Genomic DNA, 24,702 nt, shown 5'->3' on the forward strand with positions numbered 1-24,702 from the left:
GGCCAAAGGCACAAGCCATCATGGTGCTTGGCTACCACAATTATCCCCTTAAAACCACCGGCTTTGGCCGCCCCAACAATTTGTTTAGCATTAAACTGTGTGGGGTTGATCAGTTTGGGATCTTCGTCGCCGTATCCCCACTCATGATCCAGATAAGTATTGGCGCCAAAGTGTATCAGGCAATACATCTCCATTTCGTGCCATTTTAATTGCCTTTGAGTTGGTAACACGCCGTAAGGTTTTGGTGACTGCTGCCCAAATATGGCGGCCGATACAGTCAGTAAACACAAGAGAGTCAATATTCTTTTCATAGATATGCTATTTTAAAAATGGTATGTTTTTTATTATTTAGGCTATAGACCACTGAAATTGGTAGCATCTGGTTTTAACGATTGCTGCTTATAAATACCAAATGTATGAATTGCTAAACATGCCTTGCCTGATGTGACACGCAACCTGACTTTTGATGCTGTTACAGGCTTAAATTTTATAAGCCATTTATAACCTATAGACTGTTTTTCTGTTGCTTCGGGGATGGGAGTCCAATCTTTTCCATTTGCGGAATAGTCGACAGACCACCCTGTAGTGCGATGACCAAGTTCTATAACCTCCTGCAGCATTAATACATCAAATGTTTTCTTTGAACCAAGGTTAAAAGTTATGGTATCAGTAGCATTATTGTCGCTTGTTGCATAATAAGTATTTTCACTGTTATCTACCATATTAGATGGTCTAAATTTCCCTCCACGGGGATGAAGCGATTTGATAGTAGCACCGCCGGCAAGGTTTTTTTTAAAGGTACCATTAATCAAATAGTGTAAACTATCAGCTCTTTGCGCATAAATAGACGAGATCAACCCTCGTTTATCAGGCGGAAAATTTAATAATAGCACACTATTGCGACCTACAGAATTGAAATAAAGATCCCATAATGCAGCAACACTTTTCACATGGGCATCTTCCTCCTGGTGATAAAACCAACTTGGACGAATAGAGACATCAACTTCGGCCGGTACATAGGCACTGCCGTTAATTTCGCCCTGGTTTAATTGAGCAATATGCTCAGATTCATCTCTGATAGAAGTGGGGTTAATGGTTGACCAGCATGGATCACCAGATATACCAGACTCATTTCCAACCCAACGGCAATCTGCAAAGCGGTAAGAGTTCTTAGTCCCAAAAACAACACAGTTGGGTTGCAGTTTGCGCACTGTATCTGCCCAGCGCTGATAATAAGCCTCTGTAAGTTGATCAGCACCCGCGCCGTCCCACCATATTTCCCAGATCGGCCCATAGTTCCTTAACAACTCAGATAGCTGGCCGGCATAATAATCGCTATAATCGGGTGTTCTATATCGGGAATCGTGCCTGTCATATGGCCCAAGATATATTGCCGCTTTTATTCCGGCTATTTTGCAGGCATCCGTAAACTCTTTTACAACATCACCTTTACCATTTTTCCATGGACTATTTTTTACCGAATAATTGGTATGTGCAGTTGGCCAGTTACAGAAACCATCTGCATGTTTGGCAACAAAAATAGCAGTGGTAATTCCCGCGCTTTTGAGTACGCTTGTCCATTGGTTACAATCTAATGCTGTAGGATTGAATAACCGGGGACTTGCTGTTCCATCCCCCTCATTAACATTGGCAAATGTATTCATCCCGAAATGCAAGAAAGCTATTATTTCGCGATGGTACCATTCTATTTGCCTGACATTAGGTACGGGCCCAACAGGCGTTGGGGCTACTTGTGCATTTACAGACAACGGAATTAAAACACCAATTACCGCAATAAAGGTTAGATGCTTTTTTATTTGTATAAAGTTCATGCTGATCTATTTTAAATGATTGGCTTTATTTCTTTATTACTGGTTTTGCATAATCATTTGCATCTCCAACAATAGGGCTGTACGGACGGATACTAAATGAAATACTGGCCGGACTGGCCGGAATATAGTATTGCGGCAACGGGGTTGGCCCGCAGCTAGCATTGCCTATCCCCAATTGCTCATAATCCAAGCTTAATACGGTTTCTTTGCGGGGCTTTAACTGGTACAAATGTTCTGCCTTCCACAAATMCTGATCAGTATAGTGCAACGTGGTGAAGTTCAGTTTACCATTGGCAACTATCTCTATGCCATTATTTTCCTCATCGGTTATTTTAAGCCAGTGTACATCTTCCCGGTTTGCCATACCCTGTGGCCGCTCATACTGTTCAAGCATCTGGCTTACTGTTCTTTGGTATTGCCCAAACGCTGCAGATTCTTTCCGGTCCGAATAATTTTCGTGCGGCCCACGTCCATACCATTCCACGTTCTCCAGTCCTTCCTTTAAAAACATACGCAAGCCCAAACGCGGAATATCCAGATCGTTTTTACCAGGGCTGAATTGAGCCGCTACATTGATAAAGCCATTTCCGTAAACTGTATAGGTGATCGTGCTGGTTATTTTAAAGCCTGAACGTGTTACCGCATCTGTAATCGTTGTTATGGTTGCCTGTTTATTGTCATTTTTGTTCAGGTTGAAACTTTTAAGGGTGTACTGTAAACTGTCATAACCTGCTTTTGTCCATTCAATGTAAGGGCCGCGTTCTTTGGTGCGGTCATTATCCATACGGGCGCGGTAAAGATTAAACATGGGGCCATTTTGAGCATTGCTGATAATTGTCCTGTCTCCGTAGGTTAAAGAGGCTATAGTCCCGGCCGTTTTATCAAATACCACATGGAATGTTTTGCCGTAGATAGCTACCTGCCGGTCATCCTGTTTCAGATCCATATCAGTTATCCTCGCTGTATTTATCACAGGTATGGCAGGTGTTTCAAAAGGAACTGCCATCTGCTCCCAGGCCACTACATGTCCCTGCTTTGCCCATACATTATCCTCGCGCAGCTTAAATGATACGGTAAGCCAGTATTGCGCACCAGCAAACAGGGCGGGTTTGATGTAAGGGATCCGGATAGTTGTTGTTTGTTCGCCAGGCAGATTTAAAGCAGGCAATGTGCCCGATTGGATCACCTTGCCATCCGCAGCCAGCGACCAGGTAAGGTCAAACTGGTTCAGGTTAATAAAGGCGTATCTATTGGTGATGCTTATTTTTCCCTGCAATATATCCGCTGCTTTTATACTGATGTACTGGTAAACTTTCTTTACCTCTTCTATCTCGGGTTTAACCTGCCTGTCTGATGTGATCAGTCCTTTGATGCTGAATGTGCCGTCATTGGGTTTATCGCCAAAATCGCCGCCGTAAGCAAAAAATGTTTTACCTGAAGTATCACCGGGGATAGCTTTATTCACTCCCTGGTCCACCCATTCCCAGATACAGCCCCCTATCAATCGTTTGTGCGATTCAATAGCATCCCAGTATTCTTTCAGGTCGCCGATGGCATTACCCATGGCATGTGCATACTCGCACATAAAAAATGGTTTTGGGGATACTTTCTCACCTTCCTTTGTCAGGTCGCCGATAGATGGGTACATGCTTGATTCTATATCGGCTACCTCATTCTGCCCTTCATAATGTATAGGGCGCGATTGATCAAGGTTCAGGATGGCTGCTTTGCCTGATACAAAATTCTCGCCCCCGCCTGATTCATTACCCATCGACCAGATGATCACCGATGGATGGTTCTTGTCCCGCTCCACCAGCCTTACTTCGCGGTCAATATAAGCGGCTTTCCATTTGGGGTCGCGACTCAGTTGGTCGCCCATGCCGTGGGTCTCCAGGTTGGCTTCGTCTATAACATATAACCCATATTCATCGCAGAGCTTATACCAGGCCGGATCATCCGGGTAATGACAGGTACGAACCGTATTGATATTGTATTGTTTCATCAGCCTGATATCCGTGATCATGGTTTCAAGCGGGATGGTTTTGCCATATTTGGGATGTACTTCGTGGCGGTTAACACCTTTTAGTAGTATAGGTTTCCCGTTTACAAACAAGCGACTGTCTTTGATCTCCACTTTACGAAAGCCAAACTCCGATGCTAACACCTCCTGTATATTGCCTTTTTTATCTTTCAGCGTAAAAACAACCTTATACAGGTTAGGCGTTTCTGCCGACCACAGCTGCGGATGGCTGATGTTACCGGCCAATTGGTAACTTTTTTCTGAACCAGCATTAATTGAGGCGAGATCCTGTGTAATAAAGACAGATCCGTTCAATAGTTTACCATCAGTCTGGTATATATTTACCTCCAGTGTACCTCCTGCTGATCTTTTAGCTCCGTCATTTTTTACAGCGGCTTTAACCAAGAATCTGGCTGATGAAAAATCAGCCGACAGATCAGATTGCATGAAGTAATCGCGCAGGTGCAATTTGGGGGTAGCAAATACAAATACACTCCTGAAAATTCCGCTGAACCTGAACATATCCTGGTCCTCCAGGTAACTTCCGTCGCTATATTTATATACTTCAACCGCTATATTATTTTTGCCTGGTTTTACATATCTGGTGATATCAAATTCGGCTGGGCTCATGCTGTTTTCACTATAGCCTACCTTTTGCCCGTTCACCCAGATATAGAATGCGCTTTGCACGCCGTTAAAATGTACAAACATCTCTTTACCGTTCCAGCTTGCAGGTATATCAAAGCTGCGCCTATAGGAGCCTACCGGATTGGGCTCTTTGCTCACCGTCCAATCAGGTGGCGACCGGCTAATTACTTTTGGCGGTACGGGCTGAAAGGGATAAATAAAGTTGGTGTAAATGGGGGTCCCATAACCCTGCATTTCCATGTTACCCGGTACAGGGATTGTTTTCCACCCGCCATCGTTAAAATCATTCCGGTAAAAATTCTGCGGCCTTTCTGAGGGCTGCTTTACCCAGTTGAATTTCCAGCTGCCATCTAACGTAAAATAATAAGGCGAGGCTTCTGACACTCCTTTCAAAGCTTCATTTGTACCTGCATAAGGTATATAAGTTACATGTGTGGTTTCCTTATTGATGCCAAATACCGCTTCATTCTCCCAATCAGGTATTTGTGCAAAAATTGTGGATATGTAACCCAGCAACAGGTATATGGATATATATATAGTTTTCTTCATTTAAATTAGTTTTGCGGCAACAACCTGCTGATGCACAAACAGTATAGCTGTTTGCACATCAGCAGTATCAAGGGTAAAGGATGATTATGAATTGTGAACGCTAATTACCAACCCGGATTTTGTTTCAAATTGGGATTTAGTGTTAGCTCCTGTATTGGTAAAGGATATAAGTATAACTTATCATTCCAGGTACGGCTAAAGCCAGGGTACACCCTTATATAATTATTGGCATCAACCACTATGCTGCTCACCTGGTCTGTTGGATATTGTGCCCTTAGTGCCGGTGTAAGTTTCATACCTAAAACCGTTTCGGGATTGTTGATCAGCGTACCGGCGTGCCACCTGTGCAGGTCATCAAAACGGAAGCCTTCTGCTCCTAATTCAATGCGTCTTTCCCTCCTTATTTCATCTATCAGTACCGGCAAGGCAGGAAAATCAGATTTAGGATCCTTAACCAGGGTAGCAATAACCATGTGCGGCATACCAACCCTATCGCGCAATTTATTGATGGTGTTATCTAATACTGTTTGGGTGCATAGGCCTAATTCAGCTTTCGCTTCTGCTTCTATCAGCAATGTTTCGGCATACCTGAAAATAAACACATCAAATGTTGACTGACTCGCATTCCACGCGGCCAAACTTGAAGAGCGGCCCTTGATAGGTTGATAACCTGTAGAAGTAACAGAAGTGCCGATACGGGGCAATGTAATGAGATCGCCATTCAAAAAGTCGAACCCTCTTGTTGCTATCTGTTGCTTATAACGAGGGTCGCGGTTGGTGGCTTCATCATCAGGCATATTATCTCCCTTGTATAATGGGCTCAGGGAGGTTGGTTTCCCGTCTGTACATAAGAATGATCTCACAAAATCCTTACTGTAACCATCGCCGGCTTCGCCCAATTGCCTGTCGAAATTATTTGTCAATACCGTTGTAAGGTACCGCATAGGCATAATAGCCTCGGGATTGCCTTTTAGCTCATCCTGTATAAACAGGTTATAGTAATCAGTTTGCGGTTTTCCGGTACTATAAATATCAAACTGGCCCGAGTTTATGATCTGCTCGGCCGCGTCGGTAGCCTGCTGTAAATAAGTGGCCTCATCACCTACGCCAAAATACTTGCGGTAAGTTCCCTCCCACAAACAAATACGGGCTTTTAAGGCAAGCGCCATGTATTTGTTCAGGCGCCCGTCGGCTGCGTTAACAGGCAGATGTTCGACAGCAAAGTTTAGATCTTTCAATACTGAGTCCATCACTTGTTTGTGCGGCATCCGGGTGCCATACAAAACACTCTTTGAGGTATCGGTAATGTATTTGTTTACATAAGGTACATCACCAAAAGTTTTCACCTTTTTCCAGAAGTCATTTGCCCTGAAAAACAGTGTTTCTCCCACGTATATGTTTTTTATATCATCGCTGATAGTGGCCCTTGAATAATTGGCCAGGAAAAAATTACAGGTACGGATAAAGCTAAAATCCCATCCGCCGCCGGTTGTTGGCACGGTGTAAGTGCCTGCCAAAAACGAGTTCATTGATAGATTAGTTTTATCATCAGAATCATCGTCCTGGTTCACAAAATATTGAACGGGCAAATTTGAACCTGAATAATACTGGTTACAATAAACCTGCAGATCACTTTCATTTTTAAAGAAATTTTGCGGACTGATATCGCTCAGCGGACTGCGGTTAAGAAAGCTATCCTTTTTGCATGAAGCAAAAGCTATCAGTGCAAAAAATATCATGTATATAATGTGTTTAGTTTTCATTTTATTAATGATTATATTTTTTAATATTTTTTATAAAGTAGCCTGCAAGCCAAAAGAAACTGACTTGTTTATAGGATATGTTTGAAAAATATTGTTACCATTGATTTGGCCATTAGTTGCAATTTCAGGATCATACCCTTTAAAAAGAGAGGTGATGGTGAAAAGGTTAGCACCGGTTACATATACCCTTAGCTTTTTAATGCTTAACTTGCTTAGCAATTGATTTGGCAGTGTATAGCCTAATGTTAGCTGTTTGATTCTGGCATATGCTGCATTTTGCAGATACTTGGTTTGCGTTAGCTGATTTCCGGAACCATTAAACCTGGGGCGCGCGAAATAAGCATTGGTGTTTTGAGACGTCCAGTAATCTGTGGCGTACTTATAAGGCAGGTTCCATTCATTTCCCTGGAATGCGTAAAACACATAATCAGTTGGTGCAAAATCGGCTTTTAATACACCCTGAATAAATGATGTAAAATCAAAGTTTTTGTAAGCCAGGCTCAAATTAAAACTAAACCTGTACCGGGGAGTATTGTTACCTATGATTTTTTGGTCACCCGGATCGGTAAGTGTGCTACTGCCCCTGCTTATTTTTCCGTCATGGTTCAGGTCGGCATATTTTAAATCTCCGGCAAGCCAGGTATAACCCGCTATGGCAGAATTATCAACCATTGCAGCTTCGGCATCCGTTTTATAAAAGCCTTCGGTTACAAATCCCCATATATTGCCTAATTTTTGGCCGGGATAATAACTACCTATGCTAAGATTAGGGTTAAGATCATACTTAGTAATGGTGCTTGAAGCATCAGACAGACCAAGTGTTACATTATAAAACAACTGGTTGTTAAACATGCGATCCTTCCAGCTTACACTTAATTCCCAGCCTTTGGTACGCAGGTTAGCGGCATTCTTTAATGGTGCCCCGGTTCCTAAAACGGCTGGTAATGGCTGTCCGTTAACCAGCATATTTTTGGTGTCGGTTATAAAATAATCAAAACTACCGCTCAGCTTGTCATTTAATATGGCGTAATCGAGTCCGATATTTTTGGTTTGTACTTTTTCCCAGGTAAGGTCATTACTTATTAACCCGGGGGTGCCAACAGTTACACCCGGCTGATTATTGAATAAATAATCCACCGTTCCAGCCCCCTGTGTAGCGATATAAGGATATTGTGCTCCGGATGATACATTCCCGGATTGGATCTGTTGATTTGGCAATTGCCCGTAAGAAGCCCTTAATTTTAACTCATTAATTATATTCTTGGTGCCCTGCATAAAAGATTCTTCGGCAATGTTCCAGCCTGCTGACACCGACGGTGAAAAAGCATAGCGGTGATCGGCCGGGAAACGGGAAGTACCGTCATATCTGCCGTTAATTTCTAACAAATATCTTTTATCATAAATGTAATTCAACCTGAAAAAAGAACCGATGAGGGCTGATTGGGTTTCTGTGCCACCAACAACTGGTTTAGGGTCATTATTGGTTCCTATAGCCGGTAATGTAGGGTCTATGAGATTTCTGGCAGTAGCATTACTTAATACATAGTGAAAGTATTCCTGATTATAACCAGCCAGCGCTTTAAAATAGTGTTTGGCATTAAAAGTGTTTTCGTACGTAGCATAAGCGTTAAAAGCATTATAATTGTCATTATGCCTGTATTCTGACACTCTTGATGGGTTAGTATGGGGAAACACGTTCAGGAAAGCTCCATCAACGCCATATTCATTAAATGGAATAAGCTGCAACCTGTCAAAAGCGGTAAAGCTGTTCCAGGTATAATCAGATGTTATGGTTAAGTGATCAACTGGTTTTAATATAATGCGGCCTGTTGTCCAGAAATCATTTTGCGACTCAATGTCCCTGCCATTCTGCGCAATTACAGCTACCGGATTGGTGTAATTCCCCTGTCCTGAATAATGACCGTCCGGATTATAAACCGGCATTACCGGACGAAGATCAGTGGGAATCCACGCGCCACCCTGGTTGGATTGGTTTGTATAAGCGCTTTGGTTATTATCTGTATGCGTCATGGACATATTCAAATTGAATGTAAGCCATTTGGTAACATCTGAATTTACCTTTAAGGTTGGCGTATATCTTTTGTACACCTGATTGGCCACTTTCTCTAAGCCATCCTGTGTAAAGTACCCCATGTTGGCGGAGTAGGTTGTTTTACCTTCGCCTCCTGAAACAGACAGATAATGCTGTTGTTGCGGCGCCCAGCCGGGGTAAAGCACCTTGATCCAGTCGGTATTACCTACGTACTTGTACCGCAACGGATTACCCGGATCAACATATGCCGACGGGTTATGAGCAGGGTCTTTGAAATAGGCCGAAATCATGGTTGAATCCTGCGTTGTAAATGGCTCGCTTGAGGTGTAGCCGCCGCTTTTTGCTCCTGTTCTTTGTGCGCTGTTAAAAATATCGATATATTCCTGTGAGTTAATATAAGCTGGCATTTTGGTGGGCCTTGATGTAGTATATGAACCCGAGTAGCTTACCTGCATGGCCCCTTTTTTACCATTCTTGGTAGTGATCAGGATGACTCCATACGCTGCACGGCCGCCATAAATAGCAGCAGATGCAGCATCCTTTAACACCGTAACGTTTGCCACATCATTCGGATCAATCAGGTTAGGATCGCGCTGCACACCATCAACCAGCACCAATGGCGCTGAACTCGAATTTGCGCCAATGGTTGTATATCCCCTGATATTAAAGCTTGATCCGGTTCCGGGTTGCCCATTATTGATGTTAACATTCAAATTGGGGATAAGTCCATTTAATCCATCCCCGAGGTTTACAATCGGGCGGCTATCTAATTTTTCGCTTCCAACGCTGGCTATCGCACCGGTTAAGTTTACTTTCTTTTGCGTACCGTACCCCACTACAACCACCTCGGTCAGGTCCTTTAATGAAGGCTCCATGGTTATATTGATAAGCGGGGTGTTATTGATAGGAACACTCAATTTTTTATACCCTATAAAAGAAAACACCAGCGTTTGTTTACTGTCGGCAGTGAGGCTGTAATGACCATTATTATCGGTAAATACCGACTTTTTGGTTTCTACTATAGTTACTGTAACGCCGGGCATGGGCTCTCCTTTTTCATCAGTGACTGTTCCACTTACCGTAATGGGAATGGCGGCAGCGGCCCGAACCCTTTCTTTTTCCTTTACTACAATTGTATTATTAGTGATGGTATAGGTTAACTGCTGATCTGAAAAAATCTGATCAAGTACTTGATCTATAGTTCCGTTGAGGTGAATATTGACCGGTTTAGCATCTTTGAGCATACCTTCAGTATACACAAAATTGTAACCGCTCTGTCTTTTGATCTCCTTAAATAGCTTTTTTAAAGGCACATTATTTTCAGAAAGATTTATCTTTTGTGCGAAGGTCGTAGCGCTGACCTGCATGATGGCAACTATTATAAGAAGCGTAGTTATTTTCATAACTAATAAAAACTTTTTAGGCAGCCACAATTTTGGCATACCTGTATTAAAAGCATATATTTTCATACTTTTGTATGGTTTGGGTTAAACATGATTTTATTGACCTATAATTAATTTCTTTCCGTCGACTGACGGACAGGAAGGGTTAGCCCAGGCATTTGGCGTGAAGGTGGTGGTACATCTTCACGTTTTTTTTGAGTACCCTTTAATGGTGGTTTTAATATTACGTTGGTAATGTCTTCCTCATAAGCACTTTGATTTTTGGGTTTATAATTTGGTGAATTAATTCTAATTGGTTATTTAGATACTATTATTTTTTGTCCTTCAATTTTAAAATGGACCTTTCCTGTTAATTGCAGGGTTTTTAACACCTCTGATACATTACCAAACCGCGAAACTGAGCCTCCAAAAATATCATCAGGAGCTGCACCGCTATAGGTCACATCAACATCATACCATCTTGATACCATACGCATAATGTATTGTATGTTATCTCCATCAAACACAAATTGTCCGTTCTTCCATGCTACAATGCCATCTGTTTCAACCGGGTTTACTTCAAAGGTTTGCGCGTTAAAAACAGCCTGCTGACCGGGCTGTAAGAAATGAACCTTTTGCTTCGCGTTATCGGTTACTTTCACCTTGCCTTCTAAAAGGGTAGTTTTAATGGCCGCTTCATCATTGTAGGCATTGATATTAAAATGAGTTCCTAATACTTCAACAGTTTGCCCGTTACTGTTTACCCTAAATGGTTTAGCAGGGTTATGTGCCACCTCAAAGTAGGCTTCGCCTGTAAGCTCAACTTTACGTTCATTCCCGCTAAATGATGTTGGATAGGTTAATGAAGAGGCGGAGTTAAGTAATACTCTGCTACCATCGGGTAGTACAACCCAGTACTGACCGCCGCGCGGGGTGGTCATGGTGTTCATAGTTACTTTGTTGGCAGTTTCGCCTAAACCAGATGAGTCCTGGCCGTTTTTATAAATAATTTGGCCATCGGCTGTTTTATTAACGGCTACTAAACCTTGTTGTGCAATGGTTCCGTTTTTAGCTCCTGTTAAAATAATTTGACTACCATTGGCAAGGGTTAAAATGGCTTTATTACCACCAGGCGCTATATCATTTTTTAATGGTTGATTTTGGGTTACTTTATTAGTAATTACTGCTTTTTTCGATGAGAAATAAATACCAAAAGAAAGGAAGAAGAGAACTGCCGCGGCTGCAGCAATTGAATGCCATTTTTTTAAATGGCGTACTTTTTTGTCAAGAGGAATTTCCTTCAGTATCCTGTTCCAGATCAGTTGCTCCTCTTTTAAAGGATGCTGGGGTGCGTCGGGAACCGCCTGTTTGGCAGCTTCATTAAAATACCAGCGATCCAAAAGGATCTTCTCATCAGGTGTACATTTGCCGAGTTGATATTTAGTCAGTAATTCCTGTGCTTGTTCCCTGGTCATGGTTTTATTAGCTGTTATTTAAAGTAAACGGCTACCAGGAGGGGAAGTAGTAGATAAAATGAAAAAAAATAAAAATTACAGTTTTGATAACAATAAAACAACGACCGAAAGATGGTGAAGTTTAGGACGGATTATCCCGATGGCGTTACTGATCTGTTTTTTGACGGTTTTGTCGGATATATTCAGTTCGTCGGCTATTTCTTTATAGGTAAGGTGCCTGTTTATTCTCATTTCAAATATCTGTTTCATTTTGGCAGGCAATTGCTCAATTTCCCTTTGCAGGGCTTGCATTAGTTCTTTTTCTTCAATATCCGTCAATGTCTCATTATTATGTGCCTCGGCAAATGCCGCTAATGAGCCCAAATAGTCCATCCTGACCCGTTTTTGCGCTATGAGGTCAAGCACTTTGTTTTTTGTGGAGATAAAAAGGTATCCGGCTAAATTAACATCAGGATTTATAGATTGACCTTTTAGCCATAACGAGGTGAATATTTCCTGCACTACATCCCTGGCATCATCTTCGCTCCTGAGCATTTTTAGAGCGTGCATATACATTATTGTCCAGTAACGCTGGTAAATTTCGGCAAATGCTTCCCTATTGCCTTCTCTTAAAAGCGCAATTAATTCTTGATCAACAATTAGCCATTTAGGGGACATAATGGGTTTATAAAGCGAATGTAGCGATAATTTAATATAAATTTAAAATACAAATTCTTTATACTACATAATGATAAAAGGCGTATATAGAATATGAAGATGTAATTAAAAGCAACTAAACATTAATTACAGCTGCAAAATTTAAGATGTTTAAAAAATTCAACATGTTAATTTTTTTGAACACTTTCTAAAGGAAAAATTATAGCAATTATTCACCTTTCTCTCCCAATTTTATCAGCATATTTTATTAAAATCCGCTCTACAATAGTCAAAAACCCATAAATGTGTTCAAATAATTTCCCGCTCTGTGTGACCTATCATATCTTGCATCTACAGAGGCAGCGTAAACGGCAAACCACATGTGATACCATTCGAACAGCGGGTATCCTAAGCTAATGTACCAGTATTACAGACTGATTGATGTAATCGGCTGAAGACGTTATCTCGTGCTGTTATTTCAAACTTGGAACAGGTATTCCCGCATGACTTTGCGCATATAGGCTACTTGCTGTCTAAAAAACATTACCCTACAGCCAGAGTAATCCATGCAATTTTTGTAGTTGGAAGCCGTAAAGCCAGGTGTGGATTTCAGCTTGTCCAGCCAGTATCTGGCGGACAATGATTGCAATCTCCATCGTTATCTTCAGGTTAAATTGCTTTTTACAGAGTTGACGATAAATCAAAGATCATGCAACTATTTTTATTGAAAATTCATACCTAATAGGTATTAATAATCGGACAAGTAGCAATGTCATACCGGAAACTCAAAAAATATAGCGCAATTTACATGATATTAGATTTCCATTTCAAGCAGTGCATAGCTTAACGTTTTGCCATGCGTATCCATAACTAAAGACGTGGTAACCCCGCCTGCCAAAGCTTGCTGACATACGAATTGCAGGGCAGAAATATTGGGTAACTCATATCGGACAACCTCACCGTATATCACCTCTTTAAAATGTTCCTTCACTTTATCCGCAGTCACTAAATTACACAGCAATTCATAATCCTTTTCTTCGTAAGGGATCAACGACAAGATAAGTGTATTTCCCTTGTCACCCGCACGGCTGTGTGCTATATCATAAAGTCTAATGCTCATAACTTTTCACGATTACTGATGACTTTGTTTTGTTTCTATCGATCAGGATTGACACGATGCCTATCACCTCATTTACATATTTTCGCACACCACCGCCACCAGCGGGTCCATTGGTATAAAGCGCCTCAACTTCTTCGCCTATAATAGCTGCTTCATCAGCTGTTACCGCCTTGCCGGCTACGCGCAACCTCACTTCATATGGTTTATGCTGATTTGCCAGCGAAGTTGGGTGCACCGATGTATGGCCGATGAAATCAACTCTTAAACCTGGAAACCGATCTGTTAAACGTTGCCCGATTATTTCGCCCGCTAACCGGGCTCTTTCCAACGCACTTACCCCCGCGTAAGTAATCTCGCCTTCGCCCGTAAAACCTGCCGCGTAACCAATGCTGACTTTTAATGTAGGCGGCTTTCTGTTGCCGTTGCCACCGGTAACTGTTATGCAGTCTTTTTCCATCTGCTTCAGATACACCGTGGTGAAATCAGCGACAACGTCTGGTGTAATGTACTGACTGGGATTTGTTACCTCGTATAATAATTGTTCTTTAGCGGTAGCTAAAGTTATATGGCCTCCGGTTCCGTCAACTTTGGTTATAACTGCCCTCCCATCTCGGTAAACATCTGCAAAAGGGTGCCCTAATGTGCTCATGTTTTCGACTGGCTTTTTAACCGGGTCTGCAAAGTAACCTCCGGTTATCTGTCCCGCACACTCCATCAGGTGGCCTATCACAGTTCCTTTGGCAATAATATCGGCATCATCTAAAGACCAGCCAAACTCATGTACTAATGGTGCAATAAATAAGGAAGGATCGGCAACACGCCCGGTTATAATAATATCAGCATCAGTTTCCAGGGCCGGCAAAATAGCATCTGCCCCTAAATAGGCATTGGCCGAAACAACTTGTCCTGACCAGGAAATAGGATTTCCTGTTTCCATAGCAATTTCATCGCCGCTGATACATTCGAGAACATCGTCGCCGATAACTGCTGCTACCTTAATAGAGATCCCTTGTATTTTTGCTATTTCAATAACTTTATCCGCTGCTGCTACCGGGTTCGCCGCACCCATATTAGTGATGAGACGAATTTTATTTTTTTTGAGCAATGGCAACAGCTGTTCTATGCGACGCTGTAATAGCGGATCATAACCCTGGGCGGGGTCTGCTGCTTTACGTTTTTGCGCCAGGGCGATCGTCCGTTCCGCCAGGCATTCTAAAACTAAATAATCAAGCCCTCCCTTTTCGGCAAGAATAACAGCAGGTTCCAGCCGGTCTCCCGAAAAGCCGGCCCCACAGCCTATACGTATTTTTTCTTTTTGCTTCATTTATATGCTTATCGCTCCGGTTAATATGGCTATGAGTGTCATTACCAATGTTGTACCAAACGCCCATTTAAAGGTGAATTTTTGATGATCAGCCAATTCCACTTCTGACAATCCCACCAGCACAAAAGTTGAGGCGGTTAAAGGGCTTAACGGAAACCCGGTGGTCATCTGCCCTAAAATAGCCGCCCGTCCTATCTCTATAGAATTTAACCCATAATGTGTAGCAGCCGTTTTTAAAACCGGGATAACGCCGAAGTAATAAGCATCAGGTGTGAAAATCAAACTCAATGGCATACTGGTAGCCCCGACCAATGCAGGCAGGTAGCCCGCGTGCTCTTTGGGGATAATGGAAACCATCGACAAAGCCATGGCATCGATCATTTTAGTCCCCGTAAGGATCCCGGAAAATACCCCGGCCGCAAAAATTATGATGGAAACCAAAAAAACATTGGCAGCATGTGCCTGAATCCTTTTTCTTTGTTCGGCCTGGGATGGATAATTGACCAACAAAGCAACAGCAAAACCGATGATGAATAATGCTGAAGGCGGAGCCAGCGACAAAATAAGCGCCGCGATCAAAATAACAGTTAAAACAGCGTTGAACCAAAATAGCGCCGGCCGTCGACTTTCCTTTTGTTCGTCAGAAAGTTCCTGGTAATGGTTATAATCAAGATGAACGATGCCCAGCCTTTTACGTTCTTTTTTGCCAAGCCGGAAAGCCACGAAAAGCACCCAAAGTATTCCGGCTATCATCGATGGAAGTATAGGGACGATCAAGTGGGCTGGATCGGTTTTCATAACAGTCAATGCTCTTGCCACAGTCCCCGACCAGGGCACCAGATGCATTACTCCTACACTAAGCGCTACAATACAGGGAAGTATCAGTTTTTTTATTCCTAATTTTTTATAAATTGGGAAAAGCGCGGTAATGGTGATCATAAAAGTCGCAGTTCCATCACCGTCAAGGTGAACCAGCATGGATAAAATAGCGGTGCCCAAAGTGATTTTGAGAGGATCGCCTTTGGCGACATTGATAATGCCCCGGATCACCGGATCAAACAATCCTGAATCTATCATCAGGCTAAAATATAATACCGCAAATATCAGCAAAATACCGGTTGGTGCTACTTGTTTGATCCCTCCTAATACCATTTCACCTATCTCCTTTGGCCAAAAGCCGCCAATGAGTGCAAATACGATTGGCACCAGGATAAGCGCAAGCAGTACAGACAGGCGCTTCGTCAGGATCAATCCTAAAAAGACGCAAATGGTTAAAAATCCGAGCAGTGACAGCATTTAATTTTTATCTGAAACTAAATTATTGAACAGCGGTATTATTAGCTTTTAATACCTTACTAAAGAATAATAAATGACTCGGCAAGGCTGCTTGCCAAAATTCCCAGGTATGGCCGCCGGGGCGTTCGGTGTAATCATGCGGCGTATGGTTATAAACAAGTCTTCGGTGTAATTCGCGATTGGGTTCCAGCAGAAAATCGTCTACACCAATATCCATCACAAGCGGCATGTCATTTTTTTTGATCTGATCAGCCATATTTACGACAGAATACTTCAAATATGCTTCTGCATCAAAAGGGCCGAATATCGCACCTACATATTTGGTAAGCATGTCAAACCGTTCTTTTTCCAGTTTCCAGGTTGTCATATTAGGGTCGAGCGCACCGCTCATGCTTCCGGCTGCAGCAAACAGCTCAGGGTGGCGAGTTGAAAGATATAACGACCCATAGCCACCCATGGATAAACCGGTGATCACCCTCCCCTTTTTATCTTTCACCGTCCGGTATTTACTGTCAATAAATGAAATGACCTCTTTGGTGATATACGTTTCAAATTTACTTTTCGGATCAACCGGGCTATCAATGTAATAACTGAATATCTCGCCTTCAGGCATCACAATGATCATGTTATACTGATCTGCCAGGTTCCTGACCAGCATTTTATCCGGGGTTTTCAGCAGCCAGTCGTTGAAATGTCCGTAACCACCGTGCAATAGGTACAAGACCGGAAAATTAGTGGTTTTACTTTTTGCATAAGCGTCAGGGAATACAACGGCCGCTTTAAATGTTTTAGTCATAGCAGCGCTTGATATCTCAATTGTATCCACTTTGGAGGCAAATGAGCACAAACTGCTGAACATCATAAGGGAGATAATGTAGAAAGCTTTTTTCATAATTCTATTGTGTTAACATTGCTTTTATCTGTTTTGGCGATGGCAAGCCTCATGATTTTCGCCTCGGAAAAAAAACGAAAAAACATAACAAACATGCCAGAAACAGGAATAGGCTATTCCAAAACATGCTCATTGTTTTAGGCATCTTGTATTTTAATAAGGCGTATTAAGTGGATTGAATGGTTTATTTTCCTGACAACTTAAAAGTCAATGTGTAAATATAACACAATAAAGAAAAACCTAATTAGATTTATTTAAAAAAGTCTCTCATTTTCTTGATAGGCTTTTGAGTGCCATGACTGGACACGAACTATTGACCCAATCCGCATTTAAGCGAAACCGACACGAAGATTGGCAGTGATAATAGAAATACCATTGCGTTTTACCTTTAGATGGGCTTCCCGTTAGTGTTCTTCCGCACCTCGAACATTTTAAGAATCCTCTTAATGGCAATTGCTTCATTTTCTCAAATATGGAAGATGGCAAGACAAAAGGGTTTAAAGGCCGGCAAAATAGGAGTTCCAAATCCTTTTGTAAATTTTCCATTGGTCAGGAAAGTGGCCTGAGTAACTCTCGTGACCCGATAGAGCCGAAACACCTTATAAATTACCATTGCCATGAGGGAACGATCATCTTTTTTTTAAATCTACCTGATCGAAATAAACTGTAGCGGATACTGTTTCTAAACCTGATGCAACTGCTAAGCCCAGTAAAACTTGTTTCCTTATGGGCAACACTATGGAACCAATTTTCACCCAGCTCCTTCCATCAATGGAGGAATAGCCAGACAGTTCCTTTCCCTTTCGTTGTAAACGAAGCCAGTAATACCCCGTTAAACGACTAAAGGTGACTAGCGGTGCTGCAAGAACCTGGCTTGAGGCAACAGTTTTCCTCGTATTCTCCGGGGCCGTCCATGAATATAATCTGGTGAACCAATGGGGAGCCTCTGGCTGCCCTGATAATTCGGGCCTTACCATCAAGGCCACTTGCGGCTTATTGGCTGTCAACCCGTCCCGCACAACCAGTCCAAAACTGGTAAACTGTGAGCTGATCTGCGGAACATACCGGGCTGTGATCGTCCCGTCGCCGTTCAACGCCGTATAAATAAATTTAAACTCATTATGTAAACTGTCAATTCCCATTCCATCAGCTTCTATAGTAAATTGCTGGCCATCAAAGCTCCCGGTACTTTTTTGTCCTGCGTTATCTCCAATATCTGCCTGATGCCAATTAGCTGGAAAACCCGTAGTAATACTAACCGGATAAGCATTTGCACTCTCACCGGATTTATTAAACGAGGAAGCAACATAATAATAGGTTTTGCCCTTTAATGCTGTATTATCCTGATACAATGGCTTGGTGATATTATTTGCCAGGATCGTATAGGGTCCGTTTTTCTGTTCCGCTCTTTTTATAGCATAGTAATTCGCTCCGATTGTGGTTACCCAGGTTATGGTATTACCACTGGCTAATGAAGTTTTAGCCAATAAACCAGCTGGGGAAACCGGTATAATATAGGTACCATCTTCCCGACCTGTTGCGGTTTTTCTGGAGTAAAGCAGCGTGCCAAATCCTACGTGATCGGCACCGGGAAGCCCCTGCTGTTCCGGCCTGACCTTTTTTGCCGCCTGTTGGGTATAGGGTGCAGTTAAACCCATACGATTGACGTAGTGATTGTAGATTTGTTCATATACCGCCCTAAGTCGTCCCCTGCCTTCAGTTGATAATTGTTGATGCAAATATTTGCCTGTCTTGTCCATAGCCGGGGTAAAAGGCACATCTTGCCCCAGGTTATATTTGGCAGTGTATTCAAATCCTTTTAGTAATCGATTATCTGCATAAGCATATAGATCTAATCCCTGGTGCCATGCCATTTCAGCACAATCACCTAAATGGGCTATACCCAACTGGGTATGGCTTTGATCCCTTCCGCTTTCCTGACATTGCCCGGCCTCATTAATAATATAATTAAACAGGCTACCATCGCCCGCACCATTAATATAATAGTGTAAGGCCCGCTCAAATATGGGGCGATCATTGCAAAAAACACCGATCGCCATCATAGTTTTCATAGCAGCGGCATCCCAGTTACCGTTAGCAAAGGGCGCAAAATCCTTGATCACTGGGTAGATGACCTTGCGAAAATGCTTCTCTGTATTTTCAATGTCCGCCACAGACCAGCCTGAATGGGTATAACGCAGTATCTCGGCAGCGTTCACCATTTTAAACGGGCCAAGCCCCGCCATCAAAACCGCGTCTCGTCCAGTGATCGATTTTAATGTTGACGACCATGCATTAACAATTTGGATAGCTTTATTTGCATACTCCTGCTGGCCTGTTAGCGCCCACATTAATGCATTCTGATAAGCCGCATTAGCATCCGCATCATAAACACCCTGTCCAATAGTTGGGTTTCTGCCGACCATTTCCATGGGCCCTTGAATAGGATAGGAACTTTGTGATTGTGGATGTGCCTGAAAAACCAGGAAACCACTATATATCGGTTCTTGTTTCTCTTTTATTGCTGTTTTCATCCGCTCTATATCCTGTTTGCTTTGCAGTAATCCCGGATGTATGAACGATTGTGCTTCTACCTCATCAGATAGGCATACAAATAAAAAAACGCATAGAAATAAACACACTCCTTTTATATAATCCATAATTTTTTTGATGATACTGTATTTTATAAAATATTGATTCTTAAATCTATTTCGCCTTTGCTTTCCGGTAAAGTGCGCATAAGCCCATTGTATTATCTGGTGATATAAAAGGTTTGCTCTATAGGCTCAGCAGATTGGTACAAAGGTTCCGTCATCCTTCCCCACTGATAAGCTACGATGTTCACTTTTACCGGGTATTTACTTTTAACCGGAATTGGTGTAAATTTAATCACACCATTTTCTATATATGCAGGTCCCGAGATGATATAGTAATCAACAGGTAACCCTGAATCTGATGTGGCGCATAAGGCCAGTTCTTTTACATCATTTTTCACATTCTGTAGTTGAGGAAATGTTATTTTTTGGAGCTTACCAACAGTTAAGCTGGATGGTATGGTCATTTTACCAGGCTGTACTGAATGGCGGTATTCCGCATCGCCTGCATTTTCTTCCTGTATCCAAAGCTCACCGCCCATTCCTGTCCGGTCAAACTGTAGCCGGAATGAGGACGGACCGGTTTGTATCGCAGGACCTGCAATCACTCTAAAATTAATAGGCCCGGATGCATGCCCGAGTTTTTGGCCGGCGCCAATAAGTTCCGCGGGCATTTCTGGTAAAAAACCTCCTTTTAGTTGAAAAGAAACACCGTCTTCTTCCGGTTCAAAATTCAAAGCAGCGTAACCCAATTTGGCTACGGGCAGTAACTGATCATCCTGTATAAACGTCAGCATTTGCCTTTTTCGTTTTACACGATTACCTTCAAACTTAATTGCGGCCATCGCCGTTTCCCGGTCAAAAAACCAATAGCTATTTGTGCTTCCACCCTTAAATGATCCATAGGAGGCGGGTTCAAAATCATCCTTTTCCATACCGCCCGTACCGGTTAACCAGCCGGATGATCTTTTAACTGGCTTTAAAGCAGCCTGCCCCTGATCTGGTAAACGATACCGACACGCTTTACGAATATACAGCGCAATAAATTTTGCCAGATGCGCTGACCAGTCGAAATGCCCGCCACCTGGATCGGTCACTACACCAATAAGGTTATCGGCATCCTGGCGGCGTAAAGCCAAAGCCGTTTGTCTGACTACCGGCCAGTAAAAATCACGGTCGCCCGGTTTGGTTGCCGGATCGGGCACACGGTATTGGGGCCACTCCGTGGTTTCTCCTACGACATAACAAAGCGGAATGTCTTTAAACTTCAATGAATCTGGTAATGGTATAGTTTTAACCGGGATACAAGCAATGGTACGTTCAGGCAGCGCGTTGGCGAAGGTCCATGCAAAATGCCCATTGGCCGAGTGTCCCATAGGTATAACCGGAGCATTTTTTAGTTCCGGATAGCCAGACTCCCGGGCCAAATCATCCATCATTTGCTGAAAAATGGTTTCCATACCGGGTTTCATATCAGCCGTAAAAGATTGATCACCTCTTTGGGCAGGTCCAACCCAAATGATACCCAAACCTATTGCTGTTGCTGTACGCCGTATTAACGAATCCTCCAGCCAGTTACGTTCCAATAAATTAGCCAGCGATATAATTACCCCTTTTACTTGTTTGCAATTTGGCGAAATCCATAGAAAAGCACTGCGGGAGCCAACCTTTACACTATATTGGTAAACATGGTTTTCGGGACTATCCTGGGCTTTGCAACTAATCGATACAAAAACAACCAGTAGCAAAAGAGCGATTTTAAGGGGCATGGCGATTACAATTAATTTCAATTATTTAGTCACCCAGAATACGCGCTCAACCGGCTCTGCGGTCTGTAGCTTTGGTTCATTGCTATTGCCATATTGCCAGGCTATTACCGTTACTTTTACCGGAAACCTGCTATGTGGCGGTATTACGGTGAGATTTAAACGGTCACCTATTATTTCTGCAGGGCCATCCTGTATATAGAAGCCAACAGGAACATGGGCATCTGACACAGCGTTCAGTTTTATCCCCTTTTTATTGGAGCGTTGATTCGGTATAGCCGAAAAAGTGATATGCTGTTCTTTCCCTTGTGTATTCCTGGGCGGTATGGACATTAAAGCCTGCTGCACTGCTGGTTTATGTTCATTATCGCCCGGGTGGCTGGCCGAAAACCACAATTCATAACTATGTGTAGATTCATAGAATCCCTTTTGGGGATGAACCCTGAATGTGGAATCATTGATTTTAACAAACGGCCCGGTAATGCGGTCAACAGTAATAGGGGAACTGCTTTCAGTATGCCCGATAGGCGCCCCAACTTGCATATGGGCCCAGCCCGCGGGTCTTGGACTGCCGCCAGGAACCGTATCATAGAAAGCAGTATGCACCTTAAAAGTAACGCCATCGGCCTCTGCTTCAAACTTTAGGTTAAACTGCTGATGGACATTATGCTGTTCCAACAGTCTACTATGTTGTGTATAACCAATCAGTTGTGGCTTTTGGTTACGGTACCGGGCCTGGTAAGCTATAGTTGCATTAGCCAGTTCCTCGTCGAAATACCAAAATGCCTGTGTCCGGTCGCCCCCATATTGATCAATTGGTGCCGGTTTTGCTACAGGGGTCTGATCAAAGCGCCATTTATCAACCAGCCAACCTGTTTTGGTGGGATCAATGGGTATTAGTTTTGGCGCTTGTCCATCGAGGGTATTTTTAGGCATACGGTATTGAACCGCTTTTTTTAAGTAGAGCGCGATATAAGCCGCCTTACTACCAGTACTTGCAAAATGAAACTCAGCCGGACAAGCCAGCATACTCAGCGGCATCAATGGGTGGGCTTGTCTTTCCTTTAATCCTTCTGCCGACCAATTATCGGCCGCTTCATATTCACCCATCGTTTCCAGGCATGGGATATAATCAACAGTTCTGTTTTCCCATATATCGGGAGCAAAAGAAGGATGTCTGAAATATGGCCATTGCCCACTAACTGAAATGGCAGCCAGTGCCCTGCCAGGATTCCATGCTGCCATATAATAGGGATTGCTTGCCGCCGCAGAATGCCCTAAACCAACAAAAGGCACGTAGTTGAGTTCGGAATAACCAGATACTTGAGCCAGCTCATTCATGATATTATTGAAAGTTTTGCCGGCACCCTGATCGAAATGGAATAAAAGATCATATGCCGGACTTACCCAAACTTCAGCAAAACCAAGCTTTCCCATCTCCTTTCTGAAATTAGCATTCTCCAATATGGATTGTTCTTCCATATTATTTTGCGCGAAGAGGAATGCTTTTACTTTTTTGCAATCAGGTGGTATCCATAAGAATGCCCTTGCTTTGCCACTATTGTCCTTAGCACCTTTTACCGGTACCGACCATTGCCATACCGCGTTCTGAGCAATAGCCACAGTATGGAATAATAAACAAATATGCAGTATACTTAGGAAAGCAAATATCGGATACCTTTTCATTTTGAACCTGAACTATCGACAGGATTCACCGGAGTTTGAATAAACCTGAGGCCTTCCACATGTTCACCAACCAATATATTAGCCATATCACCTGTTTTATAAAAACCGGGCTTACCGGGCATATTATCCGCAATTACTTTCCCATTGATCTTAAGGTTCTCAAAAAGTACATTTTTAATACCCCGCGTTTCGTCATAACCCGCAATGACGGAGAGATTAGCTTTGTTACCATTGTAGGTTATATCTTTAAAATATATATTTTCAATTCCTTTACCTGGGGAGGTATTGTACTTTTGATTATACATAACACGCATATTCACTAACTGCCCTTTCCGGATATCATCAACACGAATATTGTTAAAGGTGATATCCCTCAATAAATTATTGTCGCCCGCGTTTAAGGCCATACAGCCCTGATAGTCGATTTGGTTTTCATGCTGGTCAAGAATATCTACATTGATAAATTTAATTTTCTCCAGTGTGTCGGGATGAGGTGTATCACCATGGGTGCCGATAAGTGCAGGATGAGCGATATCAGCCCAAAGGGTTGAATTTTGAACGGTAATATTTTTTGTATTTCCGTAGTATTCCCAGCGATGCCCATATATAGCCACACAATCGTCGGAATTTCGCATATATACCCGGCTGATAAGAATATCGGAACTGCAAAATACATCTATTCCATCAGCGTTTCCTTCTGAGCTAAATGACTTGATATTACTGATGTTTACACCGGCTGATTGCCCAATGAGTATACTATATTTATGTGGCATTACAACAAGCCCATCTACTCCAACATTTTTGGAGTACTCAATGGTGATCTGGTCATTACGCCCGCGCTGTTCCTTTTTGGGTGCATTTGGAGCAGCCTTTTCCGCTGAATTTACTAATGGTAACTGCGTTAATATACCACGGCCCATTATACGAACATTCTCAACCCGGCTTATCAGCAATTGTCCCTGAACAATAGCCCCGCCATCAATGTAAACTGTTTTGTTGGATGGGACTTTTAATACACCTATTTGATGAAACCCAGGGCCGTAATAAATAACATCCGGATCGGCCCATGACGGCTTTTCTGTTTCAATTGGATTGGCAAACAATTGGAGATTATGAAAAATATCATCATTAACCTCTATTGAAATATTACGAGGTTCAGTTAAAGAAAAAACAATGGTATTTCCTGCAATCTTAGGTGTAATTCCATAGGCAGATGGCCTTATTTTAACATGTTGGATCGGGCCCTTTTGATAGGTAACAGTTACTTCCACCTTACCTGAAAAGTCGAAATAACCAAAAGCTGTATATTGAACTGTATTTGTCGTGCCAACGACTTCGGTCACTGATGCATTATAAGCTGGTACCGGCAGGTACTGATGCCCGGGTTCTTTTACCGTGATCTTAAAGTCTTTATTTAAAACAATACCTTCAGGGGCTTTGTAGGTAATCAGCTCTGCTTTGGCATAAAAGCAGATATTAAAGATCATTAAAATAAGCAGAAAGTTTTTCTTCATTAGTTGATTATATAAAAGATAAAATTTTGATGATTCCGGTAAGGTTCAGTTACCTTATCGAATGTTTCCAATGCTAAATTGCTTTGAAAAAAAACCAATAGAGGGTGGTTACCAGGTCAAATAAAGGGGGTATATAGTGTAAAATATGCTAA

At 42.5% G+C, this 24,702-nt stretch carries 16 protein-coding genes; all 16 read right to left on the reverse strand.

Translation table 11 applies throughout. The annotated features are described in order from the left end of the window. On the reverse strand, positions 1-311 hold a 311-nt coding region (locus AC1DRQ_RS21270), incomplete at its 3' end, for an alpha-L-fucosidase (protein WP_477426724.1). Positions 312-353: 42 nt separating this feature from the next. Then, the gene (locus AC1DRQ_RS21275; RefSeq protein WP_477426725.1) at positions 354-1,832 is read right to left on the reverse strand and encodes an alpha-L-fucosidase; all 1,479 of its coding nucleotides are present in this window, start codon (positions 1,830-1,832) and stop codon (positions 354-356) included. Positions 1,833-1,857: 25 nt separating this feature from the next. After that, entirely contained in the window at positions 1,858-5,049 is a 3,192-nt protein-coding gene (gene lacZ / locus AC1DRQ_RS21280) for a beta-galactosidase, LacZ type (protein ID WP_477426726.1), read from the reverse strand. Positions 5,050-5,153: 104 nt separating this feature from the next. Continuing rightward, entirely contained in the window at positions 5,154-6,812 is a 1,659-nt protein-coding gene (locus AC1DRQ_RS21285; protein ID WP_477426727.1) for a RagB/SusD family nutrient uptake outer membrane protein, read from the reverse strand. A 30-nt stretch (positions 6,813-6,842) separates the two neighbouring features. After that, a complete protein-coding gene (locus tag AC1DRQ_RS21290) occupies positions 6,843-10,334 on the reverse strand; it encodes a TonB-dependent receptor (protein WP_477426728.1) in 3,492 nt (1,163 codons plus the stop codon). Between the two features lie 230 nt (positions 10,335-10,564). Further along, entirely contained in the window at positions 10,565-11,722 is a 1,158-nt protein-coding gene (locus AC1DRQ_RS21295; protein WP_477426729.1) for a FecR family protein, read from the reverse strand. A gap of 75 nt (positions 11,723-11,797) precedes the next feature. Then, positions 11,798-12,379 carry an RNA polymerase sigma factor gene (locus AC1DRQ_RS21300; RefSeq protein ID WP_477426730.1) on the reverse strand — a complete coding sequence of 194 codons (582 nt, stop codon included), beginning with the start codon at positions 12,377-12,379 and terminating at the stop codon, positions 11,798-11,800. Positions 12,380-13,172: 793 nt separating this feature from the next. Further along, entirely contained in the window at positions 13,173-13,478 is a 306-nt protein-coding gene (locus tag AC1DRQ_RS21305) for an AtuA-related protein (protein ID WP_477426731.1), read from the reverse strand. Next, positions 13,468-14,802: an acyclic terpene utilization AtuA family protein gene (locus AC1DRQ_RS21310; protein ID WP_477426732.1), complete on the reverse strand. Its 1,335-nt coding sequence runs from the start codon at positions 14,800-14,802 to the stop codon at positions 13,468-13,470. The genes AC1DRQ_RS21305 and AC1DRQ_RS21310 overlap by 11 nt, the downstream gene beginning before the upstream one ends. Further along, positions 14,803-16,098: a CitMHS family transporter gene (locus AC1DRQ_RS21315; protein ID WP_477426733.1), complete on the reverse strand. Its 1,296-nt coding sequence runs from the start codon at positions 16,096-16,098 to the stop codon at positions 14,803-14,805. It lies immediately after the preceding gene. 22 nt (positions 16,099-16,120) lie between these two features. After that, entirely contained in the window at positions 16,121-16,990 is an 870-nt protein-coding gene (locus tag AC1DRQ_RS21320; RefSeq protein ID WP_477426734.1) for an alpha/beta hydrolase, read from the reverse strand. Between the two features lie 267 nt (positions 16,991-17,257). Beyond that, entirely contained in the window at positions 17,258-17,536 is a 279-nt protein-coding gene (locus tag AC1DRQ_RS21325; RefSeq protein ID WP_477426735.1) for a recombinase zinc ribbon domain-containing protein, read from the reverse strand. 83 nt (positions 17,537-17,619) lie between these two features. Continuing rightward, a complete protein-coding gene (locus AC1DRQ_RS21330; RefSeq protein ID WP_477426736.1) occupies positions 17,620-19,650 on the reverse strand; it encodes an alginate lyase family protein in 2,031 nt (676 codons plus the stop codon). A 92-nt stretch (positions 19,651-19,742) separates the two neighbouring features. After that, the gene (locus tag AC1DRQ_RS21335; protein ID WP_477426737.1) at positions 19,743-21,353 is read right to left on the reverse strand and encodes a hypothetical protein; all 1,611 of its coding nucleotides are present in this window, start codon (positions 21,351-21,353) and stop codon (positions 19,743-19,745) included. A gap of 21 nt (positions 21,354-21,374) precedes the next feature. Then, the gene (locus tag AC1DRQ_RS21340) at positions 21,375-22,973 is read right to left on the reverse strand and encodes a hypothetical protein (protein ID WP_477426738.1); all 1,599 of its coding nucleotides are present in this window, start codon (positions 22,971-22,973) and stop codon (positions 21,375-21,377) included. A 59-nt stretch (positions 22,974-23,032) separates the two neighbouring features. Further along, entirely contained in the window at positions 23,033-24,550 is a 1,518-nt protein-coding gene (locus tag AC1DRQ_RS21345; RefSeq protein WP_477426739.1) for a glycosyl hydrolase family 28 protein, read from the reverse strand. Between the last annotated feature and the right edge of the window lie 152 nt (positions 24,551-24,702).

The sequence above is a fragment of the Mucilaginibacter sp. P4_E8 genome (assembly GCF_056401495.1).

Excerpts from the sequence above, each read along its gene's own strand:
- AC1DRQ_RS21325 (WP_477426735.1), bottom strand. The coding sequence starts at position 17,536 with ATGGAAAATTTACAAAAGGATTTGGAACTCCTATTTTGCCGGCCTTTA.
- AC1DRQ_RS21320 (WP_477426734.1), bottom strand. The coding sequence starts at position 16,990 with ATGAAAAAAGCTTTCTACATTATCTCCCTTATGATGTTCAGCAGTTTG.
- AC1DRQ_RS21285 (WP_477426727.1), bottom strand. The coding sequence starts at position 6,812 with ATGAAAACTAAACACATTATATACATGATATTTTTTGCACTGATAGCT.
- AC1DRQ_RS21335 (WP_477426737.1), bottom strand. The coding sequence starts at position 21,353 with ATGCCCCTTAAAATCGCTCTTTTGCTACTGGTTGTTTTTGTATCGATT.
- AC1DRQ_RS21330 (WP_477426736.1), bottom strand. The coding sequence starts at position 19,650 with ATGGATTATATAAAAGGAGTGTGTTTATTTCTATGCGTTTTTTTATTT.
- AC1DRQ_RS21310 (WP_477426732.1), bottom strand. The coding sequence starts at position 14,802 with ATGAAGCAAAAAGAAAAAATACGTATAGGCTGTGGGGCCGGCTTTTCG.
- AC1DRQ_RS21315 (WP_477426733.1), bottom strand. The coding sequence starts at position 16,098 with ATGCTGTCACTGCTCGGATTTTTAACCATTTGCGTCTTTTTAGGATTG.
- AC1DRQ_RS21295 (WP_477426729.1), bottom strand. The coding sequence starts at position 11,722 with ATGACCAGGGAACAAGCACAGGAATTACTGACTAAATATCAACTCGGC.
- AC1DRQ_RS21290 (WP_477426728.1), bottom strand. The coding sequence starts at position 10,334 with ATGAAAATATATGCTTTTAATACAGGTATGCCAAAATTGTGGCTGCCT.
- AC1DRQ_RS21275 (WP_477426725.1), bottom strand. The coding sequence starts at position 1,832 with ATGAACTTTATACAAATAAAAAAGCATCTAACCTTTATTGCGGTAATT.
- AC1DRQ_RS21305 (WP_477426731.1), bottom strand. The coding sequence starts at position 13,478 with ATGAGCATTAGACTTTATGATATAGCACACAGCCGTGCGGGTGACAAG.
- AC1DRQ_RS21300 (WP_477426730.1), bottom strand. The coding sequence starts at position 12,379 with ATGTCCCCTAAATGGCTAATTGTTGATCAAGAATTAATTGCGCTTTTA.
- AC1DRQ_RS21345 (WP_477426739.1), bottom strand. The coding sequence starts at position 24,550 with ATGAAGAAAAACTTTCTGCTTATTTTAATGATCTTTAATATCTGCTTT.